10 protein-coding genes are annotated in these 12,625 nt (G+C 67.3%); 8 read left to right on the top strand and 2 right to left on the bottom strand.

Translation table 11 applies throughout. The features are described 5' to 3' along the window. Positions 1-69: 69 nt before the first annotated feature. Complete coding sequence (gene ftsY / locus VLK61_RS16190) at positions 70-1,182, top strand: signal recognition particle-docking protein FtsY (RefSeq protein ID WP_325422653.1); 1,113 nt, start codon at positions 70-72, stop codon at positions 1,180-1,182. Positions 1,183-1,197: 15 nt separating this feature from the next. Here ftsY and VLK61_RS16195 read toward each other — a convergent pair whose 3' ends face one another. Together VLK61_RS16195 and ffh are read right to left on the bottom strand one after the other, a co-directional pair. Then, positions 1,198-1,878, bottom strand: coding sequence for a DUF2726 domain-containing protein (locus tag VLK61_RS16195; protein WP_325422641.1), 681 nt, complete (start codon positions 1,876-1,878; stop codon positions 1,198-1,200). 123 nt (positions 1,879-2,001) lie between these two features. After that, positions 2,002-3,357, bottom strand: coding sequence for a signal recognition particle protein (gene ffh / locus VLK61_RS16200; RefSeq protein ID WP_325422642.1), 1,356 nt, complete (start codon positions 3,355-3,357; stop codon positions 2,002-2,004). Positions 3,358-3,440: 83 nt separating this feature from the next. Here ffh and VLK61_RS16205 point away from each other — a divergent pair, with 83 nt between their 5' ends. From VLK61_RS16205 to VLK61_RS16235, 7 genes are all read left to right on the top strand, one after another. Continuing rightward, entirely contained in the window at positions 3,441-4,247 is an 807-nt protein-coding gene (locus VLK61_RS16205; protein WP_325422643.1) for a cytochrome C assembly family protein, read from the top strand. 26 nt (positions 4,248-4,273) lie between these two features. Further along, positions 4,274-4,501 carry a PP0621 family protein gene (locus VLK61_RS16210; RefSeq protein ID WP_325422644.1) on the top strand — a complete coding sequence of 76 codons (228 nt, stop codon included), beginning with the start codon at positions 4,274-4,276 and terminating at the stop codon, positions 4,499-4,501. Continuing rightward, the gene (locus VLK61_RS16215) at positions 4,498-6,393 is read left to right on the top strand and encodes a two-component system sensor histidine kinase NtrB (protein WP_325422645.1); all 1,896 of its coding nucleotides are present in this window, start codon (positions 4,498-4,500) and stop codon (positions 6,391-6,393) included. Before VLK61_RS16210 ends, VLK61_RS16215 begins: the two co-directional genes overlap by 4 nt. A 19-nt stretch (positions 6,394-6,412) precedes the next feature. Continuing rightward, a complete protein-coding gene (locus VLK61_RS16220) occupies positions 6,413-7,969 on the top strand; it encodes a sigma-54-dependent transcriptional regulator (protein WP_325422646.1) in 1,557 nt (518 codons plus the stop codon). After that, a complete protein-coding gene (gene ampD, locus VLK61_RS16225; RefSeq protein ID WP_325422647.1) occupies positions 7,956-8,549 on the top strand; it encodes a 1,6-anhydro-N-acetylmuramyl-L-alanine amidase AmpD in 594 nt (197 codons plus the stop codon). The genes VLK61_RS16220 and ampD overlap by 14 nt, the downstream gene beginning before the upstream one ends. 205 nt (positions 8,550-8,754) lie before the next feature. Further along, positions 8,755-11,631: a ribonucleoside-diphosphate reductase subunit alpha gene (locus tag VLK61_RS16230; protein WP_325422648.1), complete on the top strand. Its 2,877-nt coding sequence runs from the start codon at positions 8,755-8,757 to the stop codon at positions 11,629-11,631. 187 nt (positions 11,632-11,818) lie between these two features. Next, positions 11,819-12,625, top strand: an 807-nt coding sequence (locus VLK61_RS16235; protein WP_325422649.1) for a ribonucleotide-diphosphate reductase subunit beta, incomplete at its 3' end; no start/stop codon positions are given.

The following is a 12,625-nucleotide window of genomic DNA, read 5'->3' on the forward strand; positions in this document are numbered from 1 at the left end:
AGTATAGCGGCTACTTTTGAGCCCGCCGCGATGAGCCTGACTCAACGCGGCGGCAACCCACGGATCTCCATGTTCAGCTTCTTCAAGAAAAAGGCGCCCCTTCCGGAGCCGGTGTACACGATGCAGGAGGTGGTCGCACCTGCTGCCGAGGTGCCTGTGCCGCCGCTGGCAGCTGCACCGTTGCCGGCGCGGGCGCCAGTGGCGGTGCCGGCTTCAGCGCCGGTAAGCGACGAGTCGGCCGCAGCGCTGGAGCCCGTGGCATGGTTCGACGAGTGGGCACCTGCCCGCACGGGCTGGATCGACCGCCTGCGCGGCGGCCTGCGCAAGACCGGATCGAGCATCACGCAGGTGTTCATCGGCACGCGCATCGACGATGCGCTGTACGAGGAGTTGGAGGCCGCGCTGCTGATGGCCGACACGGGGGTCAAGGCCACCGAGTTCCTGCTGCAGGACTTGAAGCGGCGGGTGAAGGACGACAAGGCCACCCACCCGCAGCGCGTCAAGGCGCTGCTGGCCGATGCGGTGACCGACCTGCTCAAGCCGCTGGAGAAGGCCTTGGTCGTCGGCCAGCATGAGCCGACGGTGATCATGGTCGTCGGCGTCAACGGCGCGGGCAAGACCACCAGCATCGGCAAGCTGACGCGGCACCTGGCCGATGCCGAGCAGAGCGTGTTGCTGGCCGCCGCCGACACCTTCCGCGCCGCAGCGCGTGAACAGCTGGCGGTGTGGGCCGACCGCAACCGGGTCGAGATCGTCAGCCAGGAAGGCGCAGATCCGGCGGCAGTGACCTTCGATGCGGTGACTGCCGGCAAGGCCCGCGGCCGCGACGTGGTGATCGCGGACACCGCCGGCCGCTTGCCGACGCAGGTGCACCTGATGGAGGAGCTGAAGAAGATCCGCCGCGTCATCGCCAAGGCCGATGCCAGTGCGCCGCATGAAGTGCTGCTGGTGGTCGACGGCAACACCGGCCAGAATGCGCTGGCGCAGGTCAGGGCCTTCGACGATGCGCTGCAACTCACGGGCTTGATCGTCACCAAGCTCGACGGCACGGCCAAGGGCGGCGTGCTCGCGGCGATTGCACGCGAGCGGCCGATCCCGGTCTACTTCATCGGCGTCGGCGAAAAGCTGGAGGATCTGGAAACATTCAAGGCGCGTGAGTTCGCGCAGGCCTTGCTGGATTGAGGTTGTTGCGAAGCGCTATCGCGCTTGCACTGGCACCGGCTCGAAGTCGTCGAACATCGCCGAGGGCACCGGCTCCATGCTGGTGTCCTCGTGGTCGGAGTCGCCTTCGGCCAGGATCTCGGCCACCGGGATCATCGGCATCGGCCGTGAATTCGCCGTCGCCTCGCGGGCCGCGGAAGGGGCGGCCAGCATCGGCAGCAACTGGTTGCGCACCATGGCCACATCCGGCAGTGCCTCTTCCTGCCACGACAGCACCTTGATGCCGGCCTTGCGCAGCAGCGAAGTCATGCGTTCGTGGCGGCGGCGGCTGTTGTCGCTCAGCCGCGTGGGGCGCACGTCAATCACGGCCAGCACGCGTGAGCCGCTGTCGCACAGCAGCAGATCGGCACTGAGGCCGCTGATGCGCTGCAGCCATTCGGCGTGGCGGTGCGGCACGCTCATGAAGCGGCTCAAGGGCACCTGCCCCAGCACCAGGTAGCCGGGCATGGCCTGGCGCAGCAGCGTGTGGGCCTGGCGTTCGGCGACCGTCAGCACCCGCACCGGCACCGGCGTGAAGGCCTGCACGGTGTCCGGGTTGTCGCGTCGGGCCCCCCCGCGCGCCGGCGGCGGTCTGCGGCGGCGGGCGGCGAACAGCGAGAGGATCAGCACCAGCGCAGTGGCCAGTGCCAGGACGGCGGTAGCGTCGACGGGCATCATGTCCGGATGTTCGGCACTGAGTCCGCTGGACTGAAGGGCAAATGTCGCCCGGCGTCGTGAGACGGCTGCGACAGATGTATCAAGATGCGTCCAGATGGCCCGTCCGAACTTGCGGGCGCAGGACTAGCGCATCAGCCCCTTCATGCCGCCCATGCGCTTCATCATCTTCATCAGGCCGCCGCCCTTCATCTTCTTCATCATGCCCTGCATCTGTTCGAACTGGTTCAGCATGCGGTTGACTTCCTGCACGTGAACGCCAGCGCCGGTGGCGATGCGGCGCTTGCGGCTGGCTTTGATCAGTTCGGGTTTTCGGCGTTCCAGCGGCGTCATCGAATGGATGATGCCTTCCATGCGGCGCACGTCGCGTTCGGCCTTGTCCATGTCGACGTTGCCGGCCTTGGCGGTCATCGCGCTCGGCAGCTTGTCCATCAGGCCGGACAGGCCGCCCATCTTCTTCATCTGCGAGATCTGCATCAGGAAGTCGTTGAGGTCGAAGCCGTCCCCGGACTTGACCTTGTCGGCCAGCTTCTGCGCGGCATCGAAGTCAACGTTCTTCTGCACTTCCTCGACCAGCGCGACGATGTCGCCCATGCCGAGCACGCGGCCGGCGTGGCGATCGGCGTCGAAGACTTCGAGCCCGTCGATCTTCTCGGAGACACCGGCAAACTTGATCGGCGCGCCGGTGACCTGTCGCACCGACAGCGCCGCGCCGCCGCGTGAATCACCATCGAGCTTGGTCAGCACGATGCCGGTGAGCGGCAGCGCTTCCTTGAAGGCCTTGGCGGTGTTCACCGCGTCCTGGCCTTGCATGGCATCGACGACGAAGAGTGTCTCCACCGGCTTGAGCGTGGCATGCAGGTCGCGGATTTCGGCCATCAGCGCTTCGTCGATGGCCAGGCGGCCGGCGGTGTCGACCAGCAGCACATCGAAGTAGTGGCGCTTGGCGTGGTCCAGTGCGGCCAGTGCGATGTCGTGCGGTTTTTGCTCGCCGGTGGACGGGAACCATTCGGCGCCGGCTTGGCGCGTGACCGTCTTCAGCTGCTCGATGGCCGCCGGGCGGTAGACGTCGGCCGACACCGTCAGCACTTTCTTCTTGCGGCGCTCGATCAGGTGCTTGGCGAGTTTCGCGGTGGTGGTGGTCTTGCCGGCGCCTTGCAGGCCGGCCATCAGGATGACCGCCGGCGGCTGCGTCGCGAGGTTCAGGTCGGCGACGCCTTCGCCCATCGTCGCGGCCAGTTCCTTGTGCACGACGCTGACCAGCATCTGCCCGGGGTTCAGCGAACCGACGACTTCCTGGCCCAGCGCCTTCTCCTTCACGCGGGCGATGAAGTCGCGCACCACCGGCAGCGCCACGTCGGCCTCGAGCAGCGCCATGCGCACCTCGCGCAACATGTCCTGCACGTTGGCTTCGGTGATGCGGGCCTGGCCGCGCATCGTCTTGACGAGGCGTGACAGGCGGTCTGAAAGGGTGGAGGCCATCGTCATGACGGACGTGGCGGAGCTGGTCAGCCCCGGCGGCCGCGAAAGTACACTGAGCCGATGATTTTATCGTCCGGGTGTTCATGAGCGGTTTCAGCACGCTGGGCACGGCGCCGCTGGTGCTGGCGCTGGTGGCGGTGCTGGCCTACGCCGTGGCTGCTGCCTCGGTGGATGAGCGGGTCCGCTGGCCGGCGCCGGCGTTGCTGGCCGGCGGCCTGTTGCACGCCGCCTTGCTGGTGCTGGACATCGGCGGCTGGGGCCGCGCCGAGCCCGGTGCGCGGCTGGGCTTCGGGCCGGTGCTGTCGCTGGCGGTGTGGCTGATGGTTGCGGTACACGCGATCGAAAGCCGCTTCGTGCCGCTGCCGGCCGTGCGCCGCGTGCTGGCCATCGCCGGAGCCGCGGTGGTGCTGCTGGCCTGGGCCTTTCCCGGCGAGGTGCGGCCCATGGCCTCGCCCTGGGCGCCGCTGCACTGGGTGCTGGGCGTGGCGTCCTACGGCCTGTTCGGCGCCGCGGTGCTGCATGCCACGATGCTCGATGCCGCGGAGCGCCAGATGCGCTTGCGCGCGGCGCCGGCAGCGGGGCCGCTGGGCATGCCGCTGCTGCGGCTGGAGCGCCTGACCTTCCGCTTTGTCGAGGCCGGTTTCGTGGTGCTGACGCTGGCGCTGGCGCTGGGCTTCGTCACCGCCGCTCGCTGGCGGCTGGACCACAAGACGGTGTTTTCCTTGCTCGGCTGGGGCGTGTTTGCAGCGCTGCTGGGCGGGCGCTTGCTGCGTGGCTGGCGCGGCCGGCGCGCGACGCGCTGGCTTTATGTCGGTACCGCGTTGTTGCTGCTGGCCTATGTCGGCTCACGCTTCGTGTTTGAAGTGGTGCTCGGGCGCAGCGTCAGCTGAGCCCCGGAGCGCCCAAGGTGCGATTCATGAAATACCTGTTGGTGTTGTTGGTGGTGGGCATTGGCTTGTGGGTCTTGCTCAAGCGTGTGCGAGGCACCGGGTTGAAGCCACCCGCATCGCCGAAGACCAGGCTGCCCCAAGAGATGGTCGAGTGTGCTCATTGCGGGCTGCATCTGCCGGCGGCTGATGCGGTGCTGGAGGGCCGGCATGTCTTCTGCAGCGACAGCCATCGCCTGCTCGGTCCGCGGCGATGAGTGTTGCGCCACCGGAGCGGCGGCAGGCGGACCGCCGCCGCAACGACAGGCGCAGTGGCGACCGGCGCAAGGCGCGGCGCGAGCCGGCTGAAGACTCCTGGTTCGGCGCGTTGGCCGAGGCCGGCAACACGACCTTGCAGCCGGACCGCGACGCCGAGTCCTGGCTCAACGATGCCGAAGCCGACGGGGCTTCGGAGAGCCGCTTTCTGGCTCGCGAAGCACGGCGCATCGTCTCCGGCGAAGGCACCGCGCTCAGGCGTGTGTTCCGGGCCTATGTGCTGGCGCGGGCGGTGCTCGGCGCCGCGCTGGTGTTGACGCCCTGGGTCATGACCTTGATGGGCGCACGCCTGTCGCTGGTGATGCTGGTCGCTTGTCTGGCCTATGCCAGTCAGGCGATCTCGCTGTGGCTGCTGCCCGAGCGCGGTCGTTCGTCTTCGGCAGCGCCGGCGCGGCTGGCGCGGCGGCAATGGGTGTGGACCATCGGCGTCGATCTGCTGGCGTTTTCGCTGCTGCATCTGCTGGACCCGGCGGCGCAGCTGAACTACGCCGCCTTGCTGGTGCTGCCGGTGCTGATGGCGGGCGTGATGACCAAGCGTCTGGCCGCGTTGGCGACGGCAGCCTTCGTTGCCTTGGTGCTGTTGGCAGGCGTGTGGCGCTCGGCGCAACTCGGCAGCTTCTCGGTGGCGCTGCTGACGCAGGCCGGCCTGGCCGGCATCGGGGCCTTCGTCATCAGCCTGCTGTCGGCCGAACTGGCGCAGCGCCTGGCCCGTGAGGAGCGCGCCGCGCGCGGCAGCCTGGAGCTGGCGCGCCAGCAGGCACGCTTGAACCGGCTGGTGCTCGACGAGATGGCCGACGGCGTGTTGGTGATCGACCGGCGCTGCCGCGTGCGCGCTGCGAACCCCGCTGCGCGCAGCATGCTGGGCTTGGCGGCAGCCGACGGCACGGCGACATTCGCCTTGCAGGACGAGCCGGCCTGGCAGGGCTTGCTGGCCGCGGTGGAGCAGGCCTATGGCTTGGGCCATTGGCCCGAGCAGCAGCGGGAGCTGGTGCTGCCGCAAGCCGGCGGTCCGGCGCGCACGGTGCAGGTGCGTGCCCGCTTCACGCGACGCGGCGGCCTGGGCGACGAGGCCAAGCCGCCGGAAGAAATTTGCGTGCTGTTCCTAGAAGACGTGCGCAGCGTGCAGGCGCGCGTGCGGCAGGAAAAGCTCGCGGCGATGGGGCGCGTGTCGGCCGGCATTGCGCACGAGATCCGCAACCCGCTGGCGGCCATCGCGCAGGCCAACGCCTTGATGCTGGAAGACGCGCTGCCGAGCACGCAGCGGCGCCTGGCGCGCATTGTCGAAGACAACGTCGAACGGCTCAAACGCATCGTCGACGATGTGATGGCAGTGGCCCCCGGCGGGCCGCTGCAGCAGCAGGTGATCGATGCCAGCACCGAAGTGGCCCGCATCTGCAACGAGTGGCGGGTGACCACCGGCCTATCGCCGGAAGTGGCGCAGCAGCGCATCGAGTTGGATCTGTCGCCAGCGCCGATCCCCGTGCTGTTCGATACCGAGCACCTGCGCCGCGTGCTGGTGAACCTGCTCGACAACGCGCGCCGCCACGCCAGCGAAACACCGGGCGCGGTGCGGCTGCAGCTGGCACCGGCCGCCCAGGGCAGCGGCGCCTTGTTGACGGTGGCCAGCGACGGCCCGGCGATCGCGCCCGAGGTCGAGCGCCATCTCTTCGAACCCTTCTTCTCGACACGCAGCCGCGGCACTGGCCTGGGCCTGTATATTTGCCGCGAGCTGTGCGAACGACATCGAGCCAGCATCGAATACCGGCCCGGTGCGCCCGGTGAACGTCATTGCAACGTGTTCCGAGTGCTGATGCGCGGCGCACCTGCCGCCTGAACCAACGAGCCCACCGACCATGACCCAAGCCGCCCAGACTGTGTCGCCCAGCTTGTTGGTCGTCGATGACGAACCCGACCTGCGCACCTTGTACGAGTTGACGCTGCTGCGCGAGGGCTACGACGTGGAGACGGCCGGCTCGGTCGAAGAGGCCTGGCAGCGCATGAGCGAGCGCAGCTACAGCGCGGTGATCAGCGACATGCGCCTGCCCGACGGCAGCGGGCTCGACCTGCTGCGCCGCATCGAAGCCAGCGGGCGGCCCGAGAAGACCATCGTCATCACCGCCTATGGCTCGGCCGAGAATGCCGTGGAGGCGCTGAAGGCCGGCGCCTTCGACTACCTGACCAAGCCGGTGGACCTGCGCCAGTTCCGGGGTGTGGTGGCTTCGGCCTTGGGCCGTGCGCCGGGTGCCCCGACGGTGCGGCCCGGCAACCTGCCATCGGCCGCCGTCGCGGCGGGGTCGGTGGCCCCGCCGGTCCCGCCCGGCGCGCCGCTGGCACCGGCTGCTGCGGCGCGCGCGGCACCGGTGGCCGAGATGCATGCGGCCTTGAAGCGCCTGGTCGGCTCATCGACAGCGATGCAGCAGGTGCGCTCGATGATCGAACGTGTCGCGCGCGGCATGGCGCCGGTGATGGTGCAGGGTGAATCGGGCACCGGCAAGGAGTTGGTGGCGCGCGCGATCCATGGTGTCAGCGGGCGAGCCACGCAGGCCTTCATCGCGGTGAACTGCGGTGCGATTCCCGAGCAGTTGCTCGAGGCCGAATTCTTCGGCTACCGCAAGGGCGCGTTCACCGGCGCGAACGAAGACCGTGAAGGTTTTTTCCAGGCCGCGAACGGCGGCACGCTGTTCCTCGATGAACTCGGCGACCTGCCGCTGACGATGCAGAGCAAGCTGCTGCGCGCGATCCAGGAGCGCTCGGTGCGACAGATCGGCGCGGTCAGCGAAATGCCGGTGAATGTGCGCATCGTCAGTGCCACGCACAAGGACCTGGCGACCGAGGTGCATGAAGGCCGCTTCCGGCAGGATCTGTATTACCGGCTCAACGTGATCCAGCTGCGCATGCCGCCGCTGCGCGAGCGCATCGATGACCTGCCGGCGATCTGCGACGCCGTGCTGGCGCGCATCTCGCGCGATGCCGGCGTGGCGACGCCGCCGCATCTGTCGGCCGATGCCTTGAGGCATCTGGCGGGCTATGGCTTTCCCGGCAATGTGCGTGAGCTGGAGAACCTGCTGCACCGCGCGGTCACGATGTCCAGCAGCGGCGACGTGATCGAGAGCGAAGACCTGGGCCTGGCCGATGATCTGAGTTCGGAGAGCGAATGGGCCGCGCTGGAACCCGCCGCCGGAGTCGTCGCCGAAGCGCCCTTGACGCCGATCCCGGTCAGTGCTGCGCCTTTGCCGACCGACCTGGTGGCCTACCTCGATCAGGTCGAGCGCGACATCCTCGTGCGCGTGCTGGAGCGTCATCGCTTCAACCGCACCGCGGCCGGGGCCAGCATGGGCTTGTCGCTGCGGCAGATGCGCTACCGCATGGCCCGGCTGGGCATCAACGTTGCCGACCATGGGGGCGACTAGCGCGGCCTGGCAAGCGGGCTGGTGGCATCACGCACGGCGCTGCGAATCGCCGAACCAGGGGCTGCGGCCGCAGGGCCTGGCCATCGACCTGGTGGTGCTGCATTCGATCAGCCTGCCGCCCGGCGAGTTCGGCGGCGTGGCCATCGAGCAGTTGTTCACCAACCGACTCGATCCCGCGGCCCATCCTTCGTTCGCCGAGTTGCGTGGCCTGGAGGTTTCAGCGCATTTCGTCATCCGCCGCGATGGCGAACTGGTGCAGTACGTCAGCACCGAGCGCCGTGCCTGGCATGCCGGACGCTCGCAGTGGGGCGGGCGTGACAACTGCAATGACTTTTCGATCGGCATCGAGCTCGAAGGGCTCGAAGGCGGGCTGTTCGAGCCGGCGCAGTACAGCGTGCTGGTGACGCTGTTGCGCGCGCTGCGGCGACAGCATCCGATCACGCAGGTCGTGGGCCATGAGCATGTGGCGCCGGGCCGCAAGCACGACCCCGGGCCGGGCTTCGACTGGGCCGGGCTGCGCCGCCGGCTGCGCTGGCCGCGACAGTGTTTTCCACCCGATACAGGATCTCCCGTCGCTTGAGCGCAACGCGGCGATGATCGGGTTACACCGCATGGTGTACGCTACGGGTAGTGCCTAGAGTTGCGCCGTGCCCTATATCTAGTGTCCCGGATCCACCGGTGCTCCACGGCATCTTCACAGACTTATCCACATTGCTCGATCCATCGGGGGCCAGGCGGCTTCGCCCATGCGCGGCCCGGTCGATCGCTTGAAAAGAGGGGAACACATGCATTCATCCATCGCCGGCAGCCCATCTGCCACGGTCGCGCCGCCGCCGTTTGCGGCGGGCTCGGCCGCCCCGGCTGGCGCCACGGCCTACGCCGGCTACCAGATCATCCGGCGCAACGGCTCGGTGGTGGCCTTCGAGCCGAACAAGATTGCCGTGGCCTTGATGAAGGCTTTCCTGGCCGTGCACGGCACGCAGGGCGCGGCCTCGGCCAGCGTGCGCGAGACCGTGGACGCGCTGACCGAATCGGTGGTGCGTGCGCTGCTGCGCTCGCGCCCGGGCGGCGGCACCTTCCACATCGAGGACGTGCAGGACCAGGTCGAGCTCGGCCTGATGCGCGGCAGCCACCATGAAGTGGCGCGGGCCTATGTGCTGTACCGCGAACGCCGTACGCAGGAGCGCGCGCGCCAGGTGCAACAAGTCCGCCCGCAAGAACCGCTGCTGCATGTCACCGACCGCGGCCAGCGCGTGCCGCTGGACATCGACCGCCTGCAGGCGCTGATCGAATCAACCTGTGCGAACCTGGGCGACGACGTCACCGCCGCCCCCATCCTCGCAGAGACCCGGCGCAACCTGTACGACGGCGTGCCGATCGATGAAGTGCACAAGGCCGCCATCCTCTCGGCGCGCACGCTGATCGAGAAGAACCCGGCCTACACCCGCGCCACCGCGCGGCTGCTGCTGCACACCATCCGCAAGGAGATCCTCGGCGAAGAAGTCACGCAGGGCGAGATGCAGCAACGCTACGCCGAGTACTTCCCGCAGTTCATCAAGAAGGGTGTCGCGGCCGAGTTGCTGGACAGCAGGCTGCAGCAGTTCGACCTGGCGCGCCTGGGCGCGGCGATCAAGGCCGAGCGCGACATGCAGTTCGACTACCTCGGACTGCAGACGCTGTACGACCGCTACTTCCTGCACATCGAAGAAGCGCGCATCGAACTGCCGCAGGCCTTCTTCATGCGCGTGGCGATGGGCTTGGCGCTGAACGAGATCGACCGTGAAGCCCGCGCGATCGAGTTCTACGACGTGCTGTCGACCTTCGACTTCATGTCCTCCACGCCGACGCTGTTCAACTCCGGCTCGCTGCGCTCCCAGCTCTCCAGCTGCTACTTGACGACAGTGGCCGACGACCTGGACGGCATCTACGAAGCGCTGAAGGAAAACGCGCTGCTGTCGAAGTTCGCGGGTGGCCTGGGCAACGACTGGACGCGCGTGCGTGCGCTGGGCTCCTACATCAAGGGGACCAACGGCAAGAGCCAGGGCGTGGTGCCGTTCCTGAAGGTGGTCAACGACACGGCGGTGGCGGTGAACCAGGGCGGCAAGCGCAAGGGCGCCGTGTGCGCCTACCTGGAGACCTGGCACCTGGACATCGAAGAATTCCTCGAGCTGCGCAAGAACACCGGCGACGACCGCCGCCGCACGCACGACATGAACACCGCGAACTGGATTCCGGACCTGTTCATGCGGCGCGTCGTCGAGGGTGGTGACTGGACGCTGTTCTCGCCGTCGACCTGCCCGGACCTGCACGACAAGTTCGGCGCCGATTTCGAGCAGGCCTACACCGCCTACGAAGCCAAGGTCGACCGCGGCGAGATCAAGCTCTACAAGCGCATGCCGGCCAAGGACCTGTGGCGCAAGATGCTGTCGATGCTGTTCGAGACCGGGCATCCGTGGATCACCTACAAGGACGCCTGCAACGTGCGCTCGCCGCAGCAGCACATCGGCGTCGTGCACTCGTCGAACCTGTGCACCGAGATCACACTGAACACCAGCGACACCGAGATCGCGGTGTGCAACCTGGGCTCAGTGAACCTGGCGCAGCACCTGGTCAATGGCCAGATCGATCACGCGAAGCTGAAGAAGACCGTCAGCACGGCGATGCGCATGCTCGACAACGTCATCGACATCAACTACTACGCGGTGAAGAAGGCGCGCGACTCGAACCTGCGCCACCGCCCCGTCGGCCTGGGCCTGATGGGCTTCCAGGACGCGCTGTACCAGCTGCGCATTCCGTATGCCTCGCAAGCCGCAGTGGAGTTTGCCGACCGCTCGATGGAAGCGATCTGCTACCACGCCTACTGGGCTTCGACTGAACTGGCCGAGGAGCGTGGCCGCTACTCCAGCTACCGCGGCTCGCTGTGGGACAAGGGCATCCTGCCGCTGGACACGCTGGACCTGCTGGCGCAGGCGCGCGGCGGTTATGTCGAAGTCGATCGTTCGGCGACGATGGACTGGGAGGCCCTGCGCGGCCGCGTCGCGCAGCACGGCATGCGCAACTCCAACTGCGTGGCCATCGCACCGACGGCCACCATTTCCAACATCATCGGCGTCGATGCATCGATCGAGCCCTGCTTCGGCAACCTCTCGGTCAAGTCCAACCTGTCGGGTGAGTTCACCATCGTCAACGAGTACCTGGTGCGCGACCTGAAGAAGCTGGGCCTGTGGGACGACGTGATGGTGATGGACCTCAAGCACTTCGACGGTTCGCTGCGCCGCATCGACCGCGTGCCGGAAGAGTTGAAGCAGCTCTACGCGACGGCCTTCGAGGTCGATGCACAGTGGTTGATCGAGGCCGGCGCGCGCCGTCAGAAGTGGATCGATCAAGCGCAGTCGCTGAACATCTACATGGCCGGCGCCTCGGGCAAGAAGCTCGACGAGGTCTACAAGCTGGCCTGGTTGCGCGGCCTGAAGACCACCTACTACCTGCGCACGATGGGCGCTACGCATGCCGAGAAGTCCACTGTCACGGCGGGCGCGATGAACGCGGTGTCGAGCGGTCCGGGTCACGTCGCGGCGATGGCCGAGAGCGTCGATGACACACCGGCCAGCGACATCAAGTTCTGCTCGATCGACAACCCTGATTGCGAGGCTTGCCAGTGAGCGTGAGGCGATGCGTGCGTGCTGTGCATCGCCTGCGTTTAGCCAGCCCGCACGACAGGCCCACACCAACAGCTTCGACATGCGCGCAGCGATGCACACCGGCAACAACGTGAGCGCGCAAATGTCAAGAAGTGCTTGGTGTTTGAACACAACACTCCGATAATTCGGAACCATAGGAAGCACACACATGCTGGTCTGGGAAGACGACGTTCGACTCCCATCGACGACATCGACAAAGAGCCCTCTGCCGCGAGCCCTGAGCGATGCGCGCATGGAGTCTTCGTCACCGCTGACGACCCCGGTCGTGTCATTGCAGCCCGCGATCGCAGCGGTGGCTGCTGCAGCGCCGACAACTGCTTTCGCATCGACGGTTGCTAGCACGCAAACGCAACGGCATACCGAGCAGCAACGGGCGCAGCCGGCGCAAGCCGCGAACAGTGCACGCCGCGTCACCGCGGCCGAGAAGCGCATCATCAACGGCCAGACGGATGTGAACCAGCTGGTGCCGTTCAAGTACAAGTGGGCCTGGGAGAAGTACCTCGCCACCTGCGCGAACCACTGGATGCCGCAAGAGGTCAACATGTCGCGCGACATCGCGACCTGGAAAGATCCCAACGGTCTGAGCGACGACGAGCGCCGCCTGATCAAGCGCAACCTCGGCTTCTTCGTCACCGCCGATTCGCTGGCCGCCAACAACATCGTGCTGGGCACCTACCGCCACATCACGGCGCCGGAGTGCCGGCAGTTCCTGCTGCGCCAGGCCTTCGAAGAAGCGATCCACACCCACGCGTACCAGTACATCGTGGAGTCGCTGGGCCTGGACGACGGCGAGATCTTCAATGCGTACCACGAGGTGGCGTCGATCCGCGACAAGGACGAGTTCCTGATCCCGTTCATCGACGCGATCATGGATCCGCACTTCAAGACCGGCACGCTGGAAACCGACCAGACGCTGCTGCGTTCGATCATCGTGTTCGCCTGCCTGATGGAAGGC

Origin of the sequence: Aquabacterium sp., assembly GCF_035476535.1 — a bacterium.
In the GTDB taxonomy this organism is placed as follows: domain Bacteria; phylum Pseudomonadota; class Gammaproteobacteria; order Burkholderiales; family Burkholderiaceae_C; genus Pseudaquabacterium.